Source organism: Pseudomonas sp. GW821-FHT02A08, assembly GCF_059422045.1.
In genome coordinates, this window is sequence record NZ_JBWKWD010000010.1 from 117315 (window position 1) to 142840 (window position 25526).

At 60.9% G+C, this 25526-nt stretch carries 24 protein-coding genes; 12 read left to right on the forward strand and 12 right to left on the reverse strand.

Annotated features, from left to right (window positions below; translation table 11 throughout):
- Positions 1–2: 2 nt before the first annotated feature.
- From mrdA to AC07W4_RS10270, 9 genes are all read left to right on the forward strand, one after another.
- Positions 3–1898 (forward strand): penicillin-binding protein 2, encoded by a 1896-nt coding sequence (gene mrdA / locus AC07W4_RS10230; RefSeq protein ID WP_008052377.1) that lies wholly within the window; start codon positions 3–5, stop codon positions 1896–1898.
- A 31-nt stretch (positions 1899–1929) separates the two neighbouring features.
- The gene (gene rodA / locus AC07W4_RS10235) at positions 1930–3033 is read left to right on the forward strand and encodes a rod shape-determining protein RodA (RefSeq protein ID WP_218429799.1); all 1104 of its coding nucleotides are present in this window, start codon (positions 1930–1932) and stop codon (positions 3031–3033) included.
- Between the two features lie 17 nt (positions 3034–3050).
- Entirely contained in the window at positions 3051–4061 is a 1011-nt protein-coding gene (gene mltB, locus AC07W4_RS10240) for a lytic murein transglycosylase B (protein WP_495032325.1), read from the forward strand.
- Positions 4061–5071, forward strand: coding sequence for a septal ring lytic transglycosylase RlpA family protein (locus AC07W4_RS10245; protein WP_008052380.1), 1011 nt, complete (start codon positions 4061–4063; stop codon positions 5069–5071). Before mltB ends, AC07W4_RS10245 begins: the two co-directional genes overlap by 1 nt.
- A gap of 187 nt (positions 5072–5258) precedes the next feature.
- A complete protein-coding gene (locus AC07W4_RS10250) occupies positions 5259–6416 on the forward strand; it encodes a D-alanyl-D-alanine carboxypeptidase family protein (protein WP_495032326.1) in 1158 nt (385 codons plus the stop codon).
- Between the two features lie 87 nt (positions 6417–6503).
- Positions 6504–6779 carry a DUF493 domain-containing protein gene (locus tag AC07W4_RS10255; protein ID WP_008052383.1) on the forward strand — a complete coding sequence of 92 codons (276 nt, stop codon included), beginning with the start codon at positions 6504–6506 and terminating at the stop codon, positions 6777–6779.
- Positions 6779–7426, forward strand: a complete 648-nt coding sequence (lipB, locus tag AC07W4_RS10260) for a lipoyl(octanoyl) transferase LipB (RefSeq protein WP_008052388.1) — start codon at positions 6779–6781, stop codon at positions 7424–7426. Before AC07W4_RS10255 ends, lipB begins: the two co-directional genes overlap by 1 nt.
- Before the next feature lie 25 nt (positions 7427–7451).
- A complete protein-coding gene (lipA, locus tag AC07W4_RS10265) occupies positions 7452–8450 on the forward strand; it encodes a lipoyl synthase (RefSeq protein WP_162130289.1) in 999 nt (332 codons plus the stop codon).
- A gap of 173 nt (positions 8451–8623) precedes the next feature.
- Entirely contained in the window at positions 8624–9574 is a 951-nt protein-coding gene (locus tag AC07W4_RS10270; protein ID WP_495032327.1) for a S66 peptidase family protein, read from the forward strand.
- A 103-nt stretch (positions 9575–9677) separates the two neighbouring features.
- On the opposite strand, the gene AC07W4_RS10275 is transcribed toward AC07W4_RS10270, so the two are convergent.
- From AC07W4_RS10275 to leuS, 5 genes are all read right to left on the reverse strand, one after another.
- Positions 9678–11000 (reverse strand): lytic murein transglycosylase, encoded by a 1323-nt coding sequence (locus tag AC07W4_RS10275; protein WP_495032328.1) that lies wholly within the window; start codon positions 10998–11000, stop codon positions 9678–9680.
- Between the two features lie 61 nt (positions 11001–11061).
- Positions 11062–11226: an alternative ribosome rescue factor ArfA gene (gene arfA / locus AC07W4_RS10280; RefSeq protein WP_008052393.1), complete on the reverse strand. Its 165-nt coding sequence runs from the start codon at positions 11224–11226 to the stop codon at positions 11062–11064.
- Positions 11227–11470: 244 nt separating this feature from the next.
- Positions 11471–12508 carry a DNA polymerase III subunit delta gene (holA, locus tag AC07W4_RS10285; RefSeq protein WP_495032329.1) on the reverse strand — a complete coding sequence of 346 codons (1038 nt, stop codon included), beginning with the start codon at positions 12506–12508 and terminating at the stop codon, positions 11471–11473.
- 39 nt (positions 12509–12547) lie between these two features.
- Positions 12548–13153 carry an LPS-assembly lipoprotein LptE gene (locus tag AC07W4_RS10290; RefSeq protein ID WP_495032330.1) on the reverse strand — a complete coding sequence of 202 codons (606 nt, stop codon included), beginning with the start codon at positions 13151–13153 and terminating at the stop codon, positions 12548–12550.
- A gap of 87 nt (positions 13154–13240) precedes the next feature.
- Entirely contained in the window at positions 13241–15847 is a 2607-nt protein-coding gene (gene leuS / locus AC07W4_RS10295) for a leucine--tRNA ligase (protein ID WP_495032331.1), read from the reverse strand.
- A gap of 281 nt (positions 15848–16128) precedes the next feature.
- On the opposite strand from leuS, the gene AC07W4_RS10300 reads away from it, so the two are divergent.
- Both AC07W4_RS10300 and AC07W4_RS10305 read left to right on the forward strand, forming a co-directional pair.
- A complete protein-coding gene (locus AC07W4_RS10300) occupies positions 16129–16449 on the forward strand; it encodes a hypothetical protein (RefSeq protein WP_008052397.1) in 321 nt (106 codons plus the stop codon).
- A 104-nt stretch (positions 16450–16553) separates the two neighbouring features.
- Entirely contained in the window at positions 16554–17312 is a 759-nt protein-coding gene (locus AC07W4_RS10305; RefSeq protein WP_495032332.1) for a YdcF family protein, read from the forward strand.
- Positions 17313–17452: 140 nt separating this feature from the next.
- Here AC07W4_RS10305 and lnt read toward each other — a convergent pair whose 3' ends face one another.
- From lnt to miaB, 5 genes are all read right to left on the reverse strand, one after another.
- Positions 17453–18976 carry an apolipoprotein N-acyltransferase gene (lnt, locus tag AC07W4_RS10310; protein ID WP_495032333.1) on the reverse strand — a complete coding sequence of 508 codons (1524 nt, stop codon included), beginning with the start codon at positions 18974–18976 and terminating at the stop codon, positions 17453–17455.
- Positions 18977–18984: 8 nt separating this feature from the next.
- Entirely contained in the window at positions 18985–19824 is an 840-nt protein-coding gene (locus AC07W4_RS10315; RefSeq protein WP_495032334.1) for a CorC family transporter, read from the reverse strand.
- 5 nt (positions 19825–19829) lie between these two features.
- Complete coding sequence (gene ybeY / locus AC07W4_RS10320; RefSeq protein ID WP_008052400.1) at positions 19830–20324, reverse strand: rRNA maturation RNase YbeY; 495 nt, start codon at positions 20322–20324, stop codon at positions 19830–19832.
- A complete protein-coding gene (locus AC07W4_RS10325) occupies positions 20317–21324 on the reverse strand; it encodes a PhoH family protein (RefSeq protein ID WP_495032335.1) in 1008 nt (335 codons plus the stop codon). The genes ybeY and AC07W4_RS10325 overlap by 8 nt, the downstream gene beginning before the upstream one ends.
- 214 nt (positions 21325–21538) lie before the next feature.
- Positions 21539–22867, reverse strand: coding sequence for a tRNA (N6-isopentenyl adenosine(37)-C2)-methylthiotransferase MiaB (gene miaB, locus AC07W4_RS10330; protein ID WP_495032336.1), 1329 nt, complete (start codon positions 22865–22867; stop codon positions 21539–21541).
- A gap of 136 nt (positions 22868–23003) precedes the next feature.
- On the opposite strand from miaB, the gene AC07W4_RS10335 reads away from it, so the two are divergent.
- A complete protein-coding gene (locus AC07W4_RS10335) occupies positions 23004–23333 on the forward strand; it encodes a DUF1820 family protein (RefSeq protein WP_008052403.1) in 330 nt (109 codons plus the stop codon).
- Positions 23334–23444: 111 nt separating this feature from the next.
- On the opposite strand, the gene AC07W4_RS10340 is transcribed toward AC07W4_RS10335, so the two are convergent.
- Positions 23445–23999, reverse strand: coding sequence for a tetratricopeptide repeat protein (locus tag AC07W4_RS10340; protein ID WP_151214175.1), 555 nt, complete (start codon positions 23997–23999; stop codon positions 23445–23447).
- Between the two features lie 225 nt (positions 24000–24224).
- On the reverse strand, positions 24225–25508 hold the full coding sequence (gene hemL, locus AC07W4_RS10345; RefSeq protein WP_008052405.1) for a glutamate-1-semialdehyde 2,1-aminomutase: 1284 nt from the start codon (positions 25506–25508) through the stop codon (positions 24225–24227).
- Positions 25509–25526: the final 18 nt, after the last annotated feature.

The window sequence follows — 25526 nt, forward strand, 5'->3', positions numbered from 1 at the left end:
TCATGTCCCAGCCGATCCGCATCAAGGACCACGAAAAAGACGCCCGTCTGGTGCGTGGCCGCGTCGTGTTCGGGGCCATTGCAGTGGTGGCGCTGATCGGGGTGCTGATCGCGCGTTTGTATTTCCTGCAGGTGATCCAGTACGAGTACCACTCGACACTCTCGGAAAACAACCGCGTCCATGTGCAGCCGATTCCGCCGCCCCGTGGGCTGATTTTCGACCGCAACGGTGTCGTCATTGCCGACAACCGGCCCAGTTTCAGCCTGAGCATGACCCGCGAGCGCTCTGGCGATTGGCAGCAAGTGCTCGATGTGATCGTCCAGGTTCTGGAGCTGACGCCTGAAGATCGGGTGGTTTTCGAGAAACGCATGCGCCAGGGGCGTCGGCCGTTCGAGCCGGTGCCGATCCTGTTCGAGTTGACCGAAGAGCAGATCGCGCGAATTGCCGTGAATCAGTTCCGCCTGCCAGGGGTGGAAGTGGTCGCGCAACTGGTCCGTCACTATCCGCAGGGTGCGCATTTTGCGCACTCGGTGGGTTACATGGGGCGGATCAACGAGAAAGAGCTGAAGACTCTGGATCCGGTGAGTTACAGCGGCACCCATCAAATTGGTAAAACCGGCATCGAGCGTTTTTACGAGCCGGAGTTGCACGGCCAGGTGGGTTACGAGGAAGTCGAGACCAACGCCCGGGGCCGCGTACTGCGGGTGCTCAAGCGTACCGATCCGATTCCCGGCAAGGACATTGTCCTGAGCCTGGACATCAAATTGCAGGAAGCCGCCGAAGCTGCGCTCGGTGGTCGTCGTGGCGCGGTGGTAGCGCTGGACCCGAAAACCGGCGAAGTGCTGGCAATGGTCAGCCAGCCGAGTTTCGACCCGAACCTGTTCGTCACCGGCATCAGCTTCAAGGCCTATTCCGAGCTGCGCGACTCCATCGACCGGCCGCTGTTCAACCGCGTACTGCGTGGCCTGTACCCGCCGGGTTCGACCATCAAGCCCGCGGTGGCGATTGCCGGTCTGGATGCCGGCGTGGTGACGGCGTCGACCCGAGTGTTCGACCCCGGTTACTACATGCTGCCCAACTACGATCACAAGTACCGCAACTGGAACCGCACCGGCGATGGTTTTGTCGACCTCGACACGGCGATCATGCGTTCCAACGACACCTACTTCTATGACCTTGCCCACAAGCTGGGGATCGATCGGTTGTCGTCGTACCTGTCCAAGTTCGGTATCGGCCAGAAGGTTTCCCTGGACATGTTCGAGGAATCACCGGGTCTGATGCCTACCCGCGAATGGAAGCGCGCGACCCGCCGCCAGGCATGGTTCCCGGGCGAAACGCTGATTCTGGGGATCGGCCAGGGCTACATGCAGTCGACTCCGTTGCAACTGGCCCAGGCTACTGCATTGGTGGCCAACAAAGGCATCTGGAATCGTCCGCACCTGGCCAAGACTATCGAGGGCGTGAAGCCGGTGGATGAGAATCCGATGCCGGACATCATCCTGCGCGACCCGTCGGACTGGACCAAGGTCAACCATGGCATGCAGCAGGTTATGCATGGTGCCCGTGGTACGGCGCGCAAAGCCTCGATCGGCGCGCAATACCGAATCGCCGGCAAGTCGGGTACGGCCCAGGTGGTCGCGATCAAACAGGGTGAGAAGTATGACCGTTCCAAGGTTCAGGAACGCCATCGCGACCACGCCTTGTTCGTCGGCTTCGCGCCGGCCGACGACCCGAAAATCGTGGTCTCGGTGATGGTCGAGAACGGCGAGTCCGGTTCCGGCGTGGCAGCTCCCGTGGTGCGTCAGGTCATGGACGCCTGGCTCCTGGACCAGGACGGTCGGTTGAAGCCCGAATACGCCAGCCCTATCAGTGCAGAGGCTACCGCCCGTGATGAATAACTTCGATCGCATGCTCTCCAGCGAGGATGTGATGCGCCGCCGTGCGACGCTGCTGCAACGCCTGCACATCGACGGCCCGCTGCTGATCCTGCTGTTGACCCTCGCCGCCGGCAGTCTGTTCGTGCTGTATTCGGCCAGCGGCAAGAGCTGGGATCTGCTGGGCAAGCAAGCCACTTCGTTCGGCATCGGCCTGGTGTCGATGATCGTCATCGCCCAGTTCGAGCCGCGATTCATGGCGCGCTGGGTGCCGCTGGGCTACGTGGTCGGGGTGATGCTGTTGCTGGTGGTGGACATCATGGGCCACAACGCGATGGGCGCCACCCGCTGGATCAACATTCCCGGGGTGATTCGCTTCCAGCCCTCGGAATTCATGAAGATCCTGATGCCGGCGACCATTGCCTGGTATTTGTCCAAGCGCACCTTGCCGCCCCAGCTCAAGCATGTGGGCGTCAGCCTGATGCTGATCGGTGTGCCGTTCATTCTGATCGTGCGGCAACCGGACCTCGGCACTTCGCTGCTGATCCTGGCCGGCGGCGCATTCGTGCTGTTCATGGGTGGCCTGCGCTGGCGCTGGATTCTCAGCGTGCTGGCCGCCGCCGTTCCCGTGGCGGTTGCCATGTGGTTCTTCATCATGCACGACTACCAGAAGCAGCGAATCCTGACGTTCCTCGACCCGGAGAGCGATCCGCTCGGTACCGGCTGGAACATCATCCAGTCCAAGGCCGCCATCGGCTCCGGCGGTGTGTTCGGCAAGGGCTGGTTGCTGGGCACCCAGTCGCACCTGGACTTCCTGCCGGAAAGCCATACCGACTTCATCATTGCCGTAATGGGTGAAGAGTTCGGCCTGGTGGGGATCTGCGCGCTGTTGCTGATCTACCTGCTGTTGATCGGCCGCGGCCTGGTGATTACCGCCCAGGCGCAGACATTGTTCGGCAAGTTGCTCGCGGGCAGCCTGACCATGACGTTTTTTGTTTATGTTTTCGTCAACATCGGTATGGTCAGTGGCCTGTTGCCGGTGGTGGGGGTGCCGTTGCCTTTCATTAGCTACGGAGGAACTTCGCTGGTGACGCTACTGTCAGCGTTTGGGGTTTTGATGTCGATCCATACCCATCGCAAGTGGATCGCGCAGGTTTGAATAAGGTGAAATTTTCAATGCAAGTAATGCGTGGCTGGGCGACTCGATACGCGCCATGGGTCGGCCTGGTAAGCATCCTTGGCACCATGCAGGAAGCGTTGGCCGGCGACTACGAAGGTTCACCCCAGGTGGCCGAGTTCGTCGGTGAAATGACCCGCGACTACGGTTTCGCCGGTGAACAATTGATGGGCGTGTTCCGCGAGGCCGAGCGCAAACAGTCGATTCTGGACGCCATCTCGAAGCCCGCCGAACGGGTCAAGCAGTGGAGCGAATATCGCCCGATGTTCATCACCGATGCGCGCATCGCCCGGGGTGTGGATTTCTGGCGTCAGCACGAAGCGGTGTTGGCCCGTGCCGAGCAGGAATACGGCGTGCCGGCCCAGGTGATTGTCTCGATCATCGGCGTTGAAACCTTTTTTGGCCGTAATACCGGAAATTTCCGGGTGATCGATGCCTTGTCGACCCTGGGTTTCGACTATCCTCCCCGTGCCGAGTTTTTCCGCAAGGAATTGCGTGAGTTCCTGCTGCTGGCCCGCGAAGAGCAGGTCGATCCGTTGACGCTCAAAGGCTCCTACGCCGGCGCCATGGGATTGCCGCAATTCATGCCGAGCAGTTTCCGCGCCTATGCGGTGGATTTCGACGGTGATGGCCATATCAATATCTGGACCAACCCGGACGATGCCATCGGCAGTGTCGCCAGTTACTTCAAGCGTCATGGCTGGGTCGCCGGCGAACCGGTGGTCAGCCGCGCCGATGTTCGTGGCGATCAGGTCGACGAAGGCTTGACCACAGGAATCGAGCCGACGAAATCCGTCGGGGAGTTGCGAGCCCTGGGGTGGTCAAGTCATGATGCGCTGCGCGATGATATGCCGGTTACTGCGTTCCGCCTGGAAGGCGACAATGGCTCCGAATACTGGATGGGCCTGAAGAATTTTTACGCGATCACGCGATATAACCGCAGCGTGATGTACGCCATGGCCGTACATCAACTGTCTGAACAGCTGGTCCAAGCACGGGGCGTCAAGTAATGCGGGCATTGCCTATCAATAAACCCCTGAAGCTGATGGCATTCGCCGCGCTGGCAGTGTTGGTCGCCAGTTGTTCGACCAGCCGCGCGCCGGCCCAGAAGACCAGCACCGCCGCTGTGCGCACGACGCCGGGGCTGGACATCAACCGGGCCCACAAGGATGGCGCGCCATGGTGGGATGTCGATGTTTCGCGTATCCCGGACGCCACGCCGACCCTGCACACCGGCCCGTACAAGGCCAACCCGTACACCGTGCTGGGCAAGACCTACTTCCCGCTGCAAGAGTCCAGGACCTATGTGCAGTCGGGTACGGCGTCCTGGTACGGCACCAAGTTCCACGGTCAGAACACCGCCAACGGTGAAGTGTATGACCTGTACGGCATGAGTGCCGCGCACAAGACATTGCCACTGCCAAGTTACGTCCGGGTGACCAACCTGGACAACAACAAGAGCGTGATCCTGCGAGTCAACGACCGCGGGCCGTTCTATTCGGACCGGATCATCGACTTGTCCTACGCTGCCGCCAAGAAACTCGGTTACGCCGAAACCGGCACCGCGCGGGTCAAGGTCGAAGGCATCGACCCGCAGCAATGGTGGGCTGCCAAGGGCCGTCCGGCACCATTAATGCTCAACGAACCGAAAGTCGCGCAGAATAGCGCCCCGGTGATCACGGCTTCGGCCGGCACCGTTGAACAATGGACGCCGCCGCCGCAGCAACACGCCGCCGCGGTGGTGCCGGTGCAGCTTGATGCAAAAAAAAACGCTTCTGTACCAGCCTCTGGCCAGTATCTGCAGGTGGGCGCGTTCGCCAACCCGGACGCTGCAGAACTCCTGAGATCGAAGCTCAGCGGGATGGTGAGCGCTCCGGTGTTCATCAGCTCGATCGTGCGCAATCAGCAGACCCTGCATCGGGTTCGCCTGGGCCCGATCGGATCGCCGGGTGAAATCCAGCAGGTGCAGAACAGTGTGCGGCTGGCCAACCTTGGCTCACCAAGTGTGGTCACAGAGTAAGCAGTACGTAGAACTTGATTGACGATTCACCAGCGATTGGGGGGTGAATCAGGTTGTTGGCTCGTCGAAGAACAAAAGCCCGGCAAGGGTGACTGGAGTGAGCAACTGAACACGCGATAACCCGTTAGAAGGTTATTTGATTAGTTTTGCCCTTGGGCAAGTTTCCATTAGCGATTTCGAGAGACGGATGAACATCACCACCTTTGCCAAACGCCTGTTCCTGCTAGTCCCGCTGCTCCTCTCACCTACCGCCTTCGCGGTCGAGATGATGCCTTCGCCACCACAACTGGCTGCCAAGGCCTATGTGCTCATGGATGCCAGCAGCGGCAACGTGCTGGTCGAGAACAATGGTGACCAGCGTCTGCCACCGGCCAGCCTGACCAAGCTGATGACCGCGTACATCGCGACTCTGGAAATCCGTCGTGGCCAGATCGGCGAAAACGATCCGGTGACCGTCAGCGAAAACGCCTGGCGCACCGGCGGTTCGCGGATGTTCATCAAGGTCGGCTCGCAAGTCACTGTCAGCGACCTGCTTCACGGCATCATCATCCAGTCAGGCAACGACGCCAGTGTCGCGCTCTCCGAGCACATCGCCGGTAGCGAGGACGCCTTCGCCGACCTGATGAACAAGACCGTCGCCGACCTGGGCATGACCAACACCCACTTCATGAACCCGACCGGCCTGCCGAACCCTGAGCACTATTCGTCGGCTCACGACATGGCTGTGCTGGCTCGCGCGATCATCCATGAAGACCCGGCTCACTACGCGATCTATTCGCAGAAAGAGTTCTTCTGGAACGGTATCAAGCAACCGAACCGTAACCTGCTGCTGTGGCGCGACAAGACCGTCGACGGCCTGAAAACCGGCCACACCGACGAAGCCGGCTACTGCATGGTGTCCTCGGCCGTACGTGACGGCATGCGCTTGATCGCCGTGGTCTTCGGCACCAACAGCGAAGTGGCCCGTGCCGCCGAAACCCAGAAGCTGCTGACCTACGGTTTCCGCTTCTTCGAAACCCAGACCTTCTATCAGAAGGGCACCGAGCTGGCTCAGGCTCCGGTCTGGAAAGGCTCCACCAACCAGGTCAAGGCCGGTCTGGCTGAAGACCTGACCATGACCCTGCCAAAAGGCCAGCTGAAAAAGCTCGCTGCCAGCATGACCATGAACCCGCAGCTGGTCGCGCCAATCGCCAAGGGCGACGTGATCGGTAAAGTCGAAGTGAAACTGGACGACAAGGTGGTGCACAGCGCTGATCTGATCGCTCTGGACGCTGTCGAGGAAGGTGGTATCTTCCGCCGCATGTGGGATAGCATCCGTCTATTCTTCTACGGCTTGTTCAACTGAATTTAGTGTGCACCTGCATGGCTCCGCGCTGATCTGGCGCGCAGTCATGCCCGTCGCCACGGCTTACGCTTACGAGGCCGTTACGCCATGACCGATACCGAAGTAAAGGCGCCAAAGATCGAGTTCCCTGCCAATGATTACCCGGTTAAGGTGATCAGCGACACCGGCGTGGGCAACAAGGACAGAATCATCGACATCGTGCGCAAATACGCAACGATCAACGATGAGCGCGTTGACGAGCGCCAGAGCAGCAACGGCAAATACACCACCATTCAGTTGCACATCGTTGCGACCGACCAGGACCAGCTGTACAACATCAACAGCGAACTGCGGGCAACCGGTTTCGTGCACATGGTGCTGTGATGTCCGGTGTGCTGGGCTTTCGCGAGCTCGGCCAGATGGCTTACGAGCCGGTCTGGCATGCCATGCAACGCTTCACCAACGAACGCGGCAGCGATGCCGCCGACGAGATCTGGCTGGTTGAACATCCCGCGGTGTTCACCCAGGGCCAGGCCGGCAAGGCCGAGCACCTGCTGCTCCCCGGGGATATTCCGGTGGTGCAGGTCGACCGTGGTGGTCAAGTGACTTACCACGGGCCCGGCCAGCTGGTGGCTTATCTGTTGCTGGACGTGCGCAAGCTCGGGTTTGGCGTGCGCGATCTGGTCAGCCGGATGGAGCAATGCCTGATCGAGCTGCTGGCCAGTTACGGTGTCACCGCCGTGGCCAAGCCCGATGCACCGGGTGTCTACGTCGACGGAGCGAAAATCGCTTCCCTGGGTCTACGGATCCGTCACGGCTGTTCCTTTCACGGCCTGGCCTTGAACGTGGACATGAACCTGGAACCGTTTCGACGGATTAATCCCTGCGGCTACGCCGGGCTGGCGATGACCCAGCTGAGCGATCACGCAGGATCGATTGAATTTGCCGAGGTAAGTGCCCGGCTGCGCGCGCAGCTCGTCAAACACCTCGACTATGCTGAGCAGACGACCCTGACGGGCGGAATCGACTGATATGACTACTGATGCAGTGCAAACCATGATCCCGACGCTCGATGTCACCGAGCGCCCGGCCCCGCGTCCCAAGGTTGAAGCCGGCGTCAAGCTGCGCGGCGCCGAAAAGGTTGCACGCATCCCGGTGAAGATCATTCCGACCACCGAACTGCCGAAGAAACCTGACTGGATTCGTGTACGCATCCCGGTTTCGCCGGAAGTCGACCGCATCAAGGCCCTGCTGCGCAAACACAAGCTGCACAGCGTGTGCGAAGAAGCGTCCTGCCCGAACCTGGGCGAGTGCTTCTCCGGTGGTACCGCGACCTTCATGATCATGGGTGACATCTGCACCCGTCGTTGCCCGTTCTGCGACGTCGGCCACGGCCGTCCGAAGCCACTGGACGTCAACGAGCCGGAAAGCCTGGCCATTGCCATCGCCGACCTGCGCCTGAAGTACGTGGTAATCACCTCGGTGGACCGTGATGACCTGCGTGACGGCGGTGCCCAGCACTTTGCCGACTGCATCCGCGAAATCCGCAAGCTGTCGCCGAACGTGCAGCTCGAAACCCTGGTCCCGGACTACCGTGGCCGCATGGACATTGCGCTGGAAATCACCGCTGCCGAGCCGCCGGATGTGTTCAACCACAACCTGGAAACCGTGCCGCGCCTGTACAAGGCTGCGCGTCCGGGCTCGGACTATCAGTGGTCGCTGACCCTGCTGCAACGCTTCAAGCAGATGATGCCGCACATTCCGACCAAGTCCGGCCTGATGCTGGGCCTGGGCGAGACCGACGAAGAAGTCATCGAAGTCATGAAACGCATGCGCGAGCACGACATCGACATGCTGACCCTCGGCCAGTACCTGCAACCGTCCCGCAGCCACTTGCCGGTGCAGCGCTTCGTGCACCCGGATACCTTCGCCTGGTTCGCCGAGGAAGGCTACAAGATGGGCTTCAAGAACGTTGCCTCCGGTCCGTTGGTACGTTCCTCGTATCACGCCGACGAGCAGGCCAAGCTGGTCAAGGCCGAGCTGATGTCGTCCTGATCGACTGTGAAGCATAAAGCGCCCGCAAGGTTTCAAAGCCTTGTGGGCGTTTTTTTGCCTGGCCTACGGCCGCGGCCGTTTTTTCCTACAACCTGCGGGGCGACTGGCCCTCTTCTGTTTGTCCCCGTTCCTGACTACTGTGTGCTGAAGTTCTCACCCAGGGAGATTCACGGATGACCGCTCGACCGACCCTCACCCTTTGCCCTCATGCTCCCGTTCCGGCACTGCCGTCGGAAGGCATGATTGGCGTCATCGCACCCGCCGGTCCCGCGTCGCTGGACACCGACAAGGCGGTGCAATGGATGCGTGCCCGGGGTTATTCACTGAAAGTGTTTCCCGGAGTCTACGAAAAAAACGGCTACCTGGCCGGTAGTGACGAGGTGCGACTCGGCGATCTGCATGCAGCGTTCGCCGACAGTGAGGTGGATGCGATCATCTGCCTGCGCGGTGGTTACGGCACGCCGCGCCTGCTCGACCGCATCGATTTTGATTTGCTGCGTGACAACGCCAAGCCGTTCGTCGGCTACAGCGACATCACTGCGCTGCATCTGGCGATCAGTCGTTATGCCGGCTTCGTGACCTTTCATGGTCCGTTGCTCAATGCCGACCTGCTGGGTGACAAGCAAATACCTACGGAGTCTTCGTTCTTCAACATGCTGCGCGGGCAGGTGAGGGCGGGCACGGTGCTGGCTCATCCGGTGGCCTACCCGCTGACCACGATCGAGCCTGGCGTGGCTCATGGGCGCTTGCTCGGAGGCAATCTGGCCATGATCGCCGCGACCATGGGCACGCCCTACGAGATTGACGCCGAGGGCGTCATTCTGTTGATCGAGGACATCAACGAGCCGTTGTATCGCATCGACCGGTTGCTCACGCATCTGCGGCTGTCAGGCACGTTGCACAAGCTGCGCGGCGTGTTGGTCGGGGATATGGCGGGGGTTGAGGTGGCAGCACTGGACAGGTTGCTCAAGCAGACCTTCGAGCCATTGAAGATTCCGGTGCTGTCCGGGTGGCGCAGTGGGCACTGCGACCCGAACCTGACGCTGCCCATGGGGGCGCTGGTCAGGCTGGATGCGGGGAGTCAGGAATTGATGCTGGAGCAGGATGTAGTGATTAGATCGTAGAGATCTGCCGACTGAGAGTCAGTCTTCGCGAGCAAGCCCGCTCCCACACTGATTTTGTGTCGTTCACAGATCCAGTGTGGGAGCGGGCTTGCTCGCGAAGCTTTTAGCGGTTACGCAAGCCTTCCAGCAACTTGTGCGTCGGATAGCCATCCGCCGGCCAGCCAAACGACTGCTGGGCGCTGCGGATCGCCTTGCGAGTATTGGCGCCGATGATCCCGTCGGCGGTGCCGGCGTCATAGTTTTGCGCGCTCAGCAGGTTTTGCAGCTCGATCCGCTCGGTACGGCTCAGAGGCAGGTCATCCTTTGGCCACGTACCGCTGATCAAGCCTGTGCCATTGAAGCGTTCGGACAACAGGCTCACACCCAAGGCGTAGGACGACGAGTTGTTGTACTTGAGAATCGCCCGGAAGTTATCGAGTACCAGGAACGCCGGGCCACGGTAACCGGCCGGCAGCAACAGTGCGGCGGACAACTGCTCGGAGCCGGCCGGGACCTGGCCTCCGTTGGGCAGCGTAACGCCCAGTTGGCGCCATTCGGCGACACTCTTGCGAATCGTGCCATCGGCCAGCACGTAGTTGAAACCGTTCGGCAGCTGGACTTCAAAGCCCCACGGCTGACCTCTCTGCCAGCCGGAGCTTTGCAGGTAATGCGCGGTCGAGGCCAGGGCGTCAGCCGAACTGCCCCAGATATCGCGACGGCCGTCGCCGTCGAAATCGACGGCGTGGGTGTTGTAGGTGGTCGGGATGAACTGGGTCTGGCCCATGGCGCCGGCCCAGGAACCCAGCATCTTCTCGGGTTCGATGTCGCCTTGTTGCAGGATTTGCAGGGCCGCGATCAATTGCGCGTGGGCGAAGCCGGGACGGCGGCCTTCGTAGGCCAGGGTCGCCAGCGAGTTGATCACCGACTTGCTGCCCTGGAACTGTCCGAAGTTACTCTCCATGCCCCACACCGCCACCAGTGCCTGGCGATCCACGCCGTAGCGCTGCTCGATGCCTTGCAGGATGTCGGCGTACTGGTCGATCAGCGACTGGCCTTTGCGTACCCGTAGCGGCGACAAGGCACCGTCGAGGTATTCCCACACCGGTTTTGCGAATTCAGGTTGGCTGCGGTCTGCGCGGATCACGCTGGGGTCGAAGCTGACATCGGCGAAGGCGCGGTCGAACAGATCGGCACGGATACCGGCGGCCAGGGCATCCTTGCGGAAACCTGCCTGCCATTCGGCGAAGGTCTGGGTTGGCTGGATGTCGAGGTTCTCACCGGTCGGAACCACAGGCGGAACAACCGCCGGGGCGGTGGCGACAGGGAGCGTCTGAAGCGGCTGAGCGTCGGCTGCGGTCGGTTTTTCCGCACAGGCGACAAGCAAAACAAGGCTGGAGGCAGCGATCAATTGGCGTAAGTGCCAACGACGGGAAAGACAAAAGGGCATGCACGGGTCCAGGGAATACGAATCAGGTACAGACCTTAACATGTCGAAGGGGTGTTCTGCTTTACGCAGCCAGAAAGTAAGAAGCCTCCCAGCTGTCAGACTGGAAGGCTTCGCGGCGGTAACTGCCTTTGCCCTTGGCGGGGCGTTCCTGGCGGCTGCGGAACAATGGCTGGGCGATGATGGATTTGGCCTTGTTGGGGCCATGCGTTGATGGCTTTTTGCTCATGATGGTGCCTCGCAAGTGAGTGGTTTTTGCGGGGCAAATCATCGGCCGAAGTTGGAGGGTTGTCTATAGGGCGGATGGATCAGTGTTTTGCAGAAAGCATCTGTAGCAGCTGGCGAAGCCTGCGTCCGGCTGCTCAGCAGTCGTAAACCCTGAGTTCCGGATTATCCTGATACACCGTGCTTCCTGATTTTGCGACTGCTTCGCAGTCGTACGCAGGCTTCGCCAGCTGCTACAGAAAGTGCGATTACTCTGCGGGCAGCGACAATTTTTGTCCGGCCATCAACAGCGTCAACCGGCTCAAGCTCATCCACGGCGAACCGGCCGCCTGGCCCTTGATCTGCGCATCGATGCGCTGCGCTTCGAGCAGCAGTTGCGCCCAGCGTTGGGCCGAGTAGCGTTGCAGGGCTTTGCTCATCAGCGGTTTACGTTTGTCCCAGACTGGCGGTTTGGCCTGGCTGAAGGCCTTGTCCAGTGGCGTACCCTGGCTGTATTGCAGAGAAATATTGGCCAGCAGACGCAACTCCCGGGCCAGGGCCCAGAGAATCACCGGTGGCTCGACGCCCTCACCGCGCAACCCTTCGAGCATGCGCAACGCGTGGGCTGCCTCACCGTTGAGCACTGCATCGGTCAGGCCAAAGACGTCGAAGCGCGCACTGTCAGCCACCGCGGCCTGCACGGTTTCAACGGTGATCTGACCGCCTTCGGCCATCAGTTTGAGCTTTTCGATTTCCTGGGCGGCGGCCAGCAAGTTGCCCTCGACCCGCGCCGCGATCAGCTCAACGGCGTCCTGGCTGGCGGAAAGTCCGGCCTGGGACAAGCGTTGGCGGATCCAGCTTGGCAACTGGGCGATATCGACCGGCCAGATCTGCACGAACTGGGTCTGCTGTCCTTCGATCAGCGCCTTGCCCCACTTGGTTTTCTGCGCGCTGCCATCGAGTTTCGGCAAGCTGATCAGCAGTATGGTGTCGTCGGCCGGGCGCGAGCAGTACTCGATCAGCGCGCTGGCGCCCTTGTCGCCGGGTTTGCCGGACGGCAGGCGCAGTTCCAGCAGGCGTTTTTCGGCGAACAGGGACATGCTGGCACCCGCTTGCAACAGCGTCCCCCAGTCGAAACTGGCGTCGGCGGCAAACACCTGGCGTTCATCGAATCCCTGCTGACGGGCGGCAGCGCGAACTGCGTCGGCTGCCTCCTGGCACAACAACGGGTCATCGCCGCTGATGATATAGACCGGCGCAAGGGCGCCTTGCAGGTGTTTGGCGAGTTGGGCGGGGGCGAGCTTCATAAGAGAGGGCGAACGGGGCGCCCGGGCGCCCCGTAAGTCTTACTGCTGCGGCAGTTCGACAGGCGACTGACGCGGGGTATCCGCTTCAGCCTTCTTTGCCGCTTCCAGCGCGGCGGCATCAGCCTTGGCCCTGGCTTCGGCAGTTTGCTGCAACTTGGCCAGTTGAGTCGGGCTCAGTTGCTCCAGGCGCAGCATCATGCGCTGGACCATCTCCCGACGGCCTTCTGTACGGGCCGTTTCAGCTTCCTGGTCAGAGCCCACCAGGTTGTTGCCGTCGTGCATGTAGATTTTCTGCACTTCGATTTTGTCGCTCAGCAGTGCCAGATCACCGCGACCAAGGATGTCGTAGTTCAGCACGGTGGTGATCTGGTACTCGCCGGCATGACCGGCACCTGCGTAAGTGAGGATGCGCTGGGTTTCCTGTTCATTGGTCAGCACCAGCTTGTATGGAGCGCCGTTATAGACCTTGACGCCGCTGCCAGTCAGTACCTGGCGCAACTGGGTAACCGTTGGGCCATAAGCGTTACGGGCGCTCAGGTCGAGTTCCTTGATCGCCAGTTCATTGGTGCCGGTGCCGCGCAGCTGGAAACCGCAGGCGCTCAGCAGAACCGCGAGGCCCATCACCAGCAGATTGCGTTTGATCATCTTGTTGCTCCCCTTGAAACCATGGGGGCCGATCCAGCGGCCCGAAAGGTTTTACTCGGCGCCAGGCTCACCTGGCGCCCGATCCAATTAGCTGGCGACGATATTGACCAGTTTCCCGGGCACTACGATCACTTTACGAATGGTCAGACCGTCGACGAAGCGCAGCACGTTCTCGTTGGCACGGGCGGCGGCTTCGACTTCTTCACGGCTGGCGCTGGCCGGCATTTCGATGTGGCCACGCAGCTTGCCGTTGACCTGAATCACCAGTTGCAGGCTGTCCTGTACCAAAGCGCTGTCATCCACCACCGGCCAACCGGCGTCGATTACAGGTTCAGCGTGACCCAGTTGATTCCACAGCTCGTGGCTGATGTGCGGCGTGATCGGAGCCAGCAGCAGGGTCACGGCTTCCAGGCCTTCCTGAACCAGCGCGCGATCCTGTTCGGTGGCCTGCGCGGCTTTTTCCAGCACGTTCATCAGTGTCATCACTTGGGCGATGGCGGTGTTGAATTTGTGGTTCTGGCCGACGTCCTGGCTGGCCTGCTTGATGGCCAGGTGGATCGAGCGACGAACGGCTTTTTGCTCGTCATTCAGGCCGGCGATGTCCAGTTTGCCCGGGAGGCCCTGAGTGACGTGGGCTTGAGCCAGGCGCCAGACGCGCTTGAGGAAACGGTGCGAACCTTCGACGCCGGAGTCGGACCATTCAGCGCTCATGTCAGGTGGCGAGGCGAACATCATGAACAGGCGGCAGGTGTCTGCGCCGAACTGGTCGATCATCGACTGTGGGTCGACGCCGTTGTTCTTCGACTTGGCCATCTTTTCGGTGCCGCCGATTTCCACCGGCAGGCCGTCAGATTTCAATTTGGCGCTGATAACCTTGGCTTTGCTGTCACGCTCAAGCTCGACGTCCGCCGGGTTGAACCAGGTGTAAGCGCCATTGGCTTCGCGGCGATAGTAAGTCTCGGCGATCACCATGCCTTGGGTCAGCAGGTTCTTGAACGGCTCGTTGGAGCTCACCAGGCCTTCGTCGCGCATCAGCTTGTGGAAGAAGCGCGCGTAGAGCAGGTGAAGAATCGCGTGTTCGATACCGCCGATATACTGATCCACCGGCAGCCAGTGGTCGGCCGCCGATTTTTCCACCAGGCCGCCTTCAAAGTGTGGCGAGGCGTAGCGGGCGTAGTACCACGAGGACTCGACGAAGGTGTCCATGGTGTCGGTTTCACGCTTGGCGGGCAGGCCACATTTAGGGCAACTGCACTCGTAGAACTCGGGCATGCGCGCCAGTGGCGAACCGGCGCCGTCGGGTACGACGTCTTCCGGCAGCACGACAGGCAGTTGATCTTCCGGTACCGGCACGTCACCGCAAGTATTGCAGTGGATGATCGGGATCGGGCAGCCCCAGTAACGCTGGCGGCTGATGCCCCAGTCGCGCAGGCGGAACTGGGTACGCGAGGCGCCCAGCTCTTTCTTGATCAGCGCGACTTCGATGGCGTCGAAGGCGCCCGCGAAGTCGAGGCCGTCAAAATCGCCGGAATTGATCAGCGTGCCGTGCTCGCCGTAGGCGTCTTGCCATGGCGCCGGGTTGCTGTCACCGGAGCTGGTGCGCACTACCGATTTGACCGGCAGGTTGTACTTGTGGGCGAATTCGAAATCGCGCTCGTCGTGGGCTGGAACCGCCATCACCGCGCCGTCGCCGTAGTGCATCAGCACATAGTTGGCGACCCAGACCGGCAGTTTTTCGCCGGTCAGCGGGTGCTCGACGAACAGGCCGGTCGGCAGGCCTTTTTTCTCCTGGGTGGCGACGTCGGCTTCGGCCACGCTGCCGCCCTTGCATTCAGCGATGAACGCTTGCAGCTCGGGATTGTTCTGTGCGGCCAGGGTGGCCAGGTGGTGTTCGGCGGCTACGGCGACGTAGGTCGCGCCCATCAGGGTGTCCGGACGGGTGGTGAAGACTTTCAGCGCGCCGGTTTCGCCGATGGAATCGACGTTGTACGGGAACTGCACTTCCATGCCACGGGATTTGCCGATCCAGTTGCGCTGCATGGTCTTGACCTGTTCAGGCCAGCCCGTCAGTTCATCGAGGCTCTCCAGCAGCTCATCCGCGTAGGCGGTGATCTTGAAGTAGTACATCGGGATTTCGCGCTTTTCGATCAGCGCGCCGGAACGCCAGCCACGGCCGTCGATCACTTGCTCGTTGGCCAGGACGGTCTGGTCGACCGGGTCCCAGTTCACCGTGCCGCTTTTCTTGTAAATCACGCCTTTTTCGAACAGACGGGTGAACAGCCATTGTTCCCAGCGGTAGTAATCAGGCTTGCAGGTGGTCACTTCACGGGACCAGTCCACCGCCAGGCCCAGGCTGCGCAGCTGGGACTTCATGTAGGCGATGTTTTCGTAGGTCCACTTGGCGGGCGCCACGTTGTTCTTCATCGCGGCGTTTTCCGCCGGCATGCCGAAGGCGTCCCAACCCATGGGTTGCAGTACGTTCTTGCCTTGCATGCGCTGGTAGCGGGAGATCACGTCGCCGATGGTGTAGTTGCGCACGTGCCCCATGTGTAGCTTGCCGCTGGGGTAAGGGAACATCGACAGGCAGTAGTAAGTCTCCTTGCCTGGCTGTTCACTGACTTCAAAGGACTTTTGCTCGTCCCAGAACGACTGGGCGGCGGCTTCGATTTCACGGGGCTGATATTGTTCGTGCATGGCTACTTTTGAACTGAATAGGGGTGGCCTAATCCTCTTCAATGCAACGCTGGACGCTGATCTCGCCACATTGGCGTTTTCGATGTCCAGCCGAGCTGGAAGTGGAGTTACAGGAAGCGCCGTAGCATACATGACCGCGCTCTACCGAGGGAAACCCTGATTGCTGCCGCGCGTCTCGCGAAAACCGCCGCGAGGGCCGTTGGTCGCGGCGTTCAGCCGGTTTGTTCATGGAAGCTAAGCTCTAACTGGGGAGTAGGTCTTATCTTCCAATGAGGTGAGGGATGGTTGAGTCACAGCAAAAAGCTACGAAACCGGAGCTGTACGAAAGACTGATCGATCGTTTGGCCCTGGCCCTGGAAGCGGCAAGAACTGCTGGCCGGTTGCGTGACGTACGCCCTCTGGAGCTGGAACTGCGTGGCCTCAGCCCCGCAGAGTTTGCACTGGTCAAGGCGTATCTGGATCGCAGTGAGCGTGAGACACACGGATGCTTGTCAGAGGCGGTAAAGCAACTCGACGCACCACGCTCGGCCAAGATCATCTGGCTCAAGGACAAGGTTCCCGGCAGAGACGCGGTAAAGGTCCGGTCTTTGCAGTTCAAATAAGACGCAGAGCCGTGCTCCATGGTTTTTTGAAGCATAGTCCTTCTGTATTGATTGTCGCATTGCGCTAACCCACTTAGGCTTCGGGCATCTCCAGGAGATGCTCGATGCCTTTTCGTTACTTTGTAAAACAACTTCTATTGCCCCCCGGCATTCTATTGCTGCTGCTTTTGCTTGCCTGGTGGTTGCGCCGCTCAAGGCCAAGGCTTGCCGGTGTGTGCTTTGCACTGGGGCTGGGTGGTCTTTGGCTGATGAGCCTGCCGGTGGTGGTGCAGTGGAGTGCCGGCCTGCTCGAGCGTGAGCCACCGCTGGCCCGCGACGAATGGGCGGTGCTGGGGCAGCGCGCGGACGCCATCGTTGTCCTTGGTTCCGGGCGCGAGCGCGGTGACGCGGCCTGGGGCGCCGACCAGCCTACGGGTATCGGCCTGGAACGCCAGCGCTTTGCCGCGAGGCTGGCCAAGGCTTCCGGCCTGCCGGTACTGACCAGCGGCGGCTTGCATTACGGCACTCCGCCAAGCGAAGCGCAGATGATGGCTGACTCCTTGCGCGACGATTTTGGCGTGACCGTGCGCTGGCAGGAAGGGCGCAGCCGAACGACCTGGGAAAATGCGCAGTTCAGCGCCCAGGTGTTGCTGCCACAGGGTATCAAGCGTGTGGTGCTCGTGACTCATGCCGGGCATATGCCACGGGCGGTCTGGAGCTTCCGCAAGGCCGGGTTTGAAGTGGTGCCGGCGCCGGTAGGGTTTCTGGGCGGCGACAATGCGCGGCCACTGGGTGGCTGGATGCCGGAGTACAAGGCGATCTGGCAGAACGGGCAGTTGATGAACGAGGCTGTGGGGCAGGTCGGTTATTCGTTGTTCTATTGAGGTGATGTCGGCGCTGATTGATGCGGCGCCTGTGATGCCGTCTTCGCGAGCAAGCCCGCTCCCACATTTTGATCGGCGTCGTACACAAATACTGTGACCGACTTTGGTCCAGTGTGGGAGCGGGCTTGCTCGCGAAGCTTTTAAACGGTTTTGGCCATCCGGCTCGCTATCAGCGCCCAGCCAAACAACAACACGCAGAGAATGAGCAATGGCCACGAACGCCATTGCAGGTACGGCGTGAGGTTGTGCATCGGCACCACTTCGCCATACAGGATGCCGCGTTCGAACTGCGGGATTTGATCGGTAATCTGACCGAACGGGTTGATCAGGCCGGATACGCCGTTGTTGGTGGCGCGGATCATCCAGCGCCCGGCCTCCAGCGCCCGCATCTGCGCCATCTGCAGGTGTTGCAGCGGGCCGATGGAGGTGCCGAACCAGGTATCGTTGCTGATGGTCAGCAGCAGGTCGCTGCGGGCGGCAAGGCTGGCGGCGAATTCCGGGTAAACCACTTCATAACAGATGTATGGGGCGATCTGATAACCCTTGGCTTGCAGCAGCGGCTGGTCAGCCGGGCCGCGGGCGAAGTCTGACATCGGTAAATCGAAGAAGGCGATCAGCCCGCGCAGCACATCCTCCAGCGGAACATATTCACCAAAGGGCACCAGTTTTTGCTTGAGGTAAGTGCCGTCGCCTTCGCCGACAACGGTGATGCCATTGAAGAAGCGCTTCTCGTGGCGGACCTCCATGCGGACCGGGACGCCGGTAATCAGCGCCGATTTACGCTCGGCCGCGAAGCTGCCCATCATGTTCAGGTAGCCTTCGGCGGACTCCTTGAGCACCGGGATCGCCGTTTCCGGCCAGATGAGAAGATCGACACGCCTGGAGCTGAAACTCATGTCGCGGTACAGCGCCAGTTGCGCGTTGAGCTGCGCCGGGTCCCACTTCATGCTTTGTTCGATGTTGCCCTGAATGGCGGCAACGCTCAGTGGCGGGCCCGACGGGCTGGTCCAGGCGTGGTGCTTGAGCGCCATTGCGGCCAACCAGGGGCCGACCAGCAGCAATGCACCGGCGGCGATGAAGCCTTTGCGCCCCGTGTGAACCAGGCGCAAGCCGTTGTAGATCAGCGCGGCCGTCAGGGCCAGGATGAAGGAAATCAGCCACATCCCGCCGATAGGCGCGAGCCCGGCCAGCGGGCCGTCGAGCTGGCTGTAACCGGAATACAGCCACGGGAAACCTGTCAGGAACCAGCCGCGGAAGGCTTCCTGGCCGACCCACAGTGCCGCGAAGGCCAGGGCGTCGGCCAGCGGCGCCTCATTTCGGCGCAGCCAGCGCGCCCAGATCCAGGCAGGCAGGGCAAAGAACCAGGCAATCGCCGCCGTGAAGAGCAGCATCAGGAAACCGGCCAGCAATACCGAGGCGCCGCCGAAGTGGTGAATGCTGTAGTAGATCCAGCTGGTGCCGGCACCGAACAGGCCGAAACCGAAACACCAGCCGCGGCCCAGTGCCTGACGCGGGCTCAGCTCGCGCAGGCCTGCATAGAACAGGCCGACGGCAAGCAGTGCCAGTGGCCAGATATCGAACGGCGCCAGGGCCAGTGTGGTGATTGCACCGGCCGCCACGGCCAGCAGGTTACCGGGCCAGCCGGGGCGGGTTGTCCAGCGCATTTCAATCCTTAGCGAGCAATGGGCGTCAGGCGAAGCAAGTGAATCCGACGGCTGTCGGCGTTCAGGATGCGGAAGCGGTACGGGCCGATTTCAGTGATTTCGTTGCGTTTTGGCAAGTGCCCGAACGCGCTCATCACCAGGCCGCCAACGGTGTCGAATTCGTCGTCTGAGAACTCGCTGTCGAAAAACTCGTTGAAGTTCTCGATCGGCGTCAGGGCCTTGATCAGGAAATCACCGCTGGGCAGCGGCTTGATGTAACTGTCTTCTTCGACGTCGTGTTCGTCTTCGATGTCGCCGACGATCTGTTCCAGCACGTCTTCGATGGTCACCAGGCCTGCCACGCCGCCGTACTCGTCGATGACGATGGCCATGTGGTTGTGGTTGGCGCGAAACTCGCGCAGCAGCACGTTAAGGCGCTTGGATTCCGGCACGAAGGTGGCCGGGCGCAGCAGGTCCTTGATGTTGAAATTTTCGCCATTCTCCTTGAGGATCAACGGCAGCAAGTCCTTGGCCAGCAACACGCCCATCACGTCATCGTGGCTTTCGCCGATCACCGGGTAGCGGGAGTGGGCCGAGTCGACCACGGCAGGCAGGAACTCGCGGGGTGTCTGGGTCGCCTTGATGCTGACCATTTGCGAGCGCGGGACCATGATGTCCCGGACCTGCAAGTCAGCCACCTGGATGGCGCCTTCGACGATGGCCAGCGCTTCGCTGTCCAGCAGTTTGTTCTGGTGTGCATCGCGCAGCAGCTCCAGCAGCTCCTGGCGGTTTTTCGGCTCGTGGGCAAAAGCCTGGGTGAGCTTACCCAGCCATGACTTCTGCCCGTTGCTCGATCGATCTTCGCTCATAGCGATTACTCTGAATCCTTTGTTGTTTCGGTTGGGGATGCGTCGGTTTCGTCGTCCGCGTACGGATCGGGAAAGCCCAGTTCTGCAAGCAACGTTCGTTCCAGTGCTTCCATTTCTTCGGCTTCCTCGTCATCAATATGGTCGTAACCAAGCAGATGCAAGCAGCCGTGAATCACCAGATGCGCCCAATGGGCCTTGAGTGCCTTGCCCTGTTCAGCGGCTTCGCGCTCGACCACGGCCACGCAGATCACCAGATCGCCCAGCAGCGGGATGTCGAGGAACTCATCCGGCACGTCGGCCGGGAATGACAAGACGTTAGTTGCGTAGTCCTTTTGCCGCCAGGTGTGGTTCAGCTCGCGCCCTTCGGCTTCGTCGACCAGACGAATGGTCATCTCCGAGTCGGCGGTGCGCTGGCGCAGTGCCAGTTCGCACCACTGGCGGAACTCCGCTTCGCTGGGGGCGCAGGCTTTGGTAGCGATTTGCAGGTCAAGCTCAAGCATCGCGGCGGCTATCCTTGGCGGCGGCATCATCGGCCACGCGGGTTTCGAAGCGCTCGTAGGCTTCGACGATGCGCTGCACCAGTGGATGGCGCACGACGTCCTTGGGCTGGAAATGGGTGAAGCTGATCCCGGGCACATCCTTGAGCACTTCAATCACGTGGTGCAGGCCGGACTTGGTGCCGCGTGGCAGGTCGACCTGGGTGATGTCCCCGGTGATGACGGCGGTGGAACCGAAACCGATCCGGGTCAGGAACATCTTCATTTGCTCGACCGTGGTGTTCTGGCTTTCGTCGAGAATGATGAAGCTGTTGTTCAGCGTACGGCCGCGCATGTAGGCCAGCGGCGCGACTTCGATCACCTGGCGTTCGATCAGCTTGGCGACGTATTCGAAGCCGAGCATTTCGTAGAGCGCGTCGTAGAGCGGGCGCAGGTACGGGTCGATTTTTTGCGACAGGTCGCCGGGCAGGAAGCCGAGTTTTTCACCCGCTTCGACCGCCGGACGAACCAGCAGGATGCGGCGAATCTGCTCGCGCTCCAGTGCATCCACCGCGCAGGCCACGGCCAGGTAGGTCTTGCCGGTACCGGCCGGGCCGATGCCGAAGTTGATATCGTTACCGAGGATTTCCTTCACGTAGCGCACTTGATTCAAGCCGCGTGGGCGAATCATGCCTTTCTTGGTGCGCAGGGCCACGGACGGTTCGGCGGGGGAGTGGTTGTCCAGCTGCTCGACGGCCGATTCCTGCAGGAACAGGTGCACCATGTCCGGCGATAGCTCGGTACCCTTGGTTTCCCGGTACAGGCGGCGCAGGAGGTTTTCCGCGGAGGTGGTGTGTTTGGGTTCGCCGATCAGCTCGAACTGGTTTCCGCGGTTGCGGATCTCAATGGTCAGGCGCTGTTCGATCAAGCGCAAATGCTCGTCGAATTGCCCGCACAGATTGGCGAAGCGGTGAGCTTCAAAAGGCTCGAGGATGAAACGATGTGGTTCTATGGGTGCGTTCAAGGTCGTATTTAGCCGCCCTGGGGCAATAGTGATGAATCAAGGATAGCGCCAGTGGGCTGGGTGCGAAAGCTCTTAAATGAGGCAACCCGATTCCCGCCTCTGGCGCTGTACCTGTGGGAGCGGGCTTGCTCGCGAAGAGGGAGTGTCAGTCGACATTAATGGTGCTGACAGACCGTCTTCGCGAGCAAGCCCGCTCCCACAGGGATCTTCGGTGTTATTGAATCAGCGAACCCCGTAGCGAGTGCGGTTGTGCTGCATCGATATGCACATCCGCGAACTGCCCGATCAGGGTCGGATTGTCGCAGCGGAAGTTGACGATACGATTATTCTCGGTCCGGCCTTGCAACTCGCCCGGGTCTTTTTTCGAGTAGTCGGTCACCAGGATCCGCTGGATCGAACCGACCATTTGTCGGCTGATCTCGAAACCTTGCTGGTTCAAGCGATGTTGCAGCGCGTTCAGGCGTTCTTTTTTCAACTCTTCCGGAGTGTCGTCCGCCAGGTCGGCGGCCGGAGTGCCCGGGCGCTGGCTGTAGACGAACGAGTAGGAAAAGTCGAAGCCGACGTCGGCAATCAGCTTCATGGTTTGTTCGAAATCTTTCTCGGTCTCGCCCGGGAAGCCGACGATGAAGTCGGAGCTGATGCAGATCCCCGGCACGGCGGCGCGCAGCTTGCGCAGCTTGGATTTGTATTCCAGCGCGGTGTGGTTGCGCTTCATCGCCGCGAGGATGCGGTCCGAGCCCGATTGCACCGGCAAGTGCAGGTGCTTGACCAGTTCCGGTACGTCGGCGTGGGCCTGGATCAGGCTCTCGGAGAATTCCAGGGGGTGCGACGTGGTGTAGCGGATGCGGTCGATGCCCTCGACCGCAGCGACCACGCGGATCAGTTCGGCCAGATCAGCCAGGCGCCCATCATGAGTAGTCCCGCGATAGCCGTTGACGTTCTGCCCCAGCAGCGTCACTTCGCGCACACCGTTTTCGGCCAGGTGAATGATCTCGGCAAGCACGTCGTCGAACGGGCGGCTGACCTCTTCGCCGCGGGTGTAGGGCACCACGCAGAAGGTGCAGTACTTGCTGCAACCTTCCATCACCGACACGTAAGCGCTCGGGCCGTCGATGCGGGGCTCGGGCAAGTGGTCGAATTTTTCGATTTCCGGGAACGAGACGTCGACTTGCGGCAGCTTGCTGATGCGCGCGGCGTCGATCATTTCCGGCAGGCGGTGCAGGGTCTGCGGGCCGAAGACCACGTCGACGTACGGTGCGCGATCGCGAATGGCCGCGCCTTCCTGGCTGGCCACGCAACCGCCGACGGCGATCACCATGTCCGGGTTGGCCAGTTTCAATTCGCGCCAGCGACCGAGCTGGGAGTAGACGCGATCCTGGGCGCGTTCGCGGATCGAGCAGGTGTTGAGCAGGATCACGTCGGCGTCTTCAGCGCGGGCGGTGACTTCCAGGGCCTGATGTTCGCCCAGCAGATCGACCATGCGCGAGCTGTCGTACTCGTTCATCTGGCAACCGTGGGTTTCGATGTAAAGCTTCTTGGCCATGGAATAGAGTCATCACGTGATTCAAAGAACCGCGCATTATAGGGAACATGTACCCAGGTTCCTACCGCTGTGCGTCCGATGGCTATGCTATAGTTCGCGCCCTCATTTTTATCCCCCGATGTGTTGCTCGCCTGCCATGACCAAACGTGAAGCTCCAATCTACAAGGTGATTTTCCTCAACCAGGGCCAGGTGTTCGAAATGTATGCCAAGCAGATCTATCAAAGTGATCTGTGGGGCTTTCTGGAAGTGGAGGAGTTCGTCTTTGGCGAGCGTACGCAAGTGGTCGTCGATCCGAGCGAAGAAAAGCTCAAGGCTCAGTTCGAAGGCGTGGTGCGCAGTTTTGTGCCGATGCATTCGATCGTGCGTATCGATGAAGTCGAACGTATGGGAACTCCGAAAATCAGCGAAGCCCGTGGCGCGGTCGGCAATGTCATGCCGTTTCCGATGCCGATGCCTGAGAAGTAAGGCACAAAACCGGGTTGCTTCATTCGCGAGCAAGCCCGCTCCCACAGGGTACTGCATTCCAATGTGGGGGCGGGCTTGCTCGCGAAGAGGCCGGAAAAAGCTCAGCAGAATTCAAGGTAGAGGCGCGAAAGGCGTACGCCCGTCAGCGCTCTGCAATTCCATCAAATATTTACGGAAGATTTGCCCGAGCACCTGGGTAGCAAGCTCCAGTTCTTCGCGGGGCATCTTTTCGGTGACTTCGTCGGCGGTGTCCAGTGCATCTTCGGCGCCGTTGACCGCCGCCATCTTCAGCAGGATGTACGCCTGAACGTTATTGGCCGGCACGCCTTCGCCGTGGAAGAACATGGTGCCGAGTTTGAATTGTGCCTGGGCGTGGCCTTGCAGCGAGGCTTTTTCGAAATAGCTTAGGGCTTGATTGAGGTCGCGCGGCGTGTTTTTGCCTTCGTAGTAGAACTCACCCAACTCGTATTGCGCTTGCGCATCCCCTTCTTCCGACGCTTTCTGGCAGGCGGCGAGCGCCTGTTCCAGGTCTTGCGGCTGGGTATTGAGGGTGCAGCGACCCATCGCTGGGATTAACAACGAGTTGCCGCCTGCCTGTGCGTGCGCGAGCAGGGGCTGAAGAAGCAACAGGCAGCCCAGTGCAAGGGTGCGGCCGGTGCGGTTCATGGGAATCGACTTACCTCTGAAGGGCGCGCGGACCCATCGAGGGATCCAATAAGCGCGCATTATGAAATAAGCAGGGCCAACCTTACAAAGTCTTTACTCGTTTTTCTGCTGCGCGGGAAATTTATCGCCCGCTTTGCGGGGGGATTATCAGCAGCGGCGCAGGAAAAAACGTGGGAATGCAGGCCAAAGCTGACGCTGGCAAGGGCCGGCGTCAGCATTTGAGCGTTACTTCAAGGCCGCGAAGGCGCGCTCGGCGGCGTCCAGGGTCAGCTTCAGTTCAGCTTCGCCGTGGGCGATCGAAGTGAAACCGGCTTCGAACGCGCTCGGTGCCAGGTACACGCCACCTTCGAGCATCAGGTGGAAGAAACGACCGAACAGGGCAGCGTCGCTGGCCATGACGTCATCGAAAGTAACGATATCGTCGGCACCGCTGAAGTACAGGCCGAACATGCCGCCGGCCTGGGTGGTCACGAACGGAATGCCGGCCGCATCGGCGCGCTGTTGCAGGCCGTCGAGCAGGCGAGTGGTGTAGTCGGTCAGCTCGGCGTGGAAGCCCGGGCGGCTGATCAGGCGCAGGGTGGTCAGGCCGGCGGCCATCGCCAGCGGGTTACCGGACAGCGTACCGGCTTGGTAGACCGGGCCCAGCGGGGCGATGCGCTGCATGATTTCACGCTTGCCGCCGAAGCAGCCGACCGGCATGCCGCCACCGATGATCTTGCCGAAGGTGGTCAGGTCCGGCGTCACGCCGTAGTACGCCTGTGCACCGCCGAGAGCGACACGGAAACCGGTCATCACTTCGTCGAAAATCAGCACCACGCCGTGCTTGTCGCACAGGGTCCGCAGGCCTTCGAGGAACCCCGGTGCCGGCGGTACGCAGTTCATGTTGCCGGCCACGGGCTCGACGATGATGCAGGCCACGTCCTGGCCGACTTCGGCAAGCATGGCTTCAACGGCATCGATGTCGTTGAAAGGCAGGGTCAGGGTATGTTTGGCGAATGCCGCCGGTACACCGGCCGAGCTCGGTACGCCTTGGGTCAGTGCACCGGAACCGGCCTTGACCAGCAGGCTGTCGGAGTGACCGTGGTAGCAGCCTTCGAACTTGATGATGCTGTCGCGGCCGGTGAAGCCGCGGGCCAGGCGAATGGCGCTCATGGTCGCTTCGGTGCCGGAGCTGACCATGCGCACCATTTCCATCGACGGCACGAGGGAGCAGACCAGGTCGGCCATCTGCGTTTCCATCTCGGTCGGGGCGCCGTAGGACAGGCCGTGCTCCAGCTGTTTGCGCACCGCGTCCAGCACATCCGGGTGGCTGTGGCCGAGAATCATCGGCCCCCAGGAGCCGACGTAATCCACATAGCGCTTGTCATCTTCGTCGGTGACGTAGGCGCCTTCGGCGTGCTTGAAGAACAACGGTGTGCCGCCGACGCTCTTGAACGCGCGAACCGGCGAGTTCACGCCACCGGGAATGTGTTTCTGGGCATTGGCAAAAAGTGTTTCGGAACGAGACATGATCGGGCTCTCAAATCA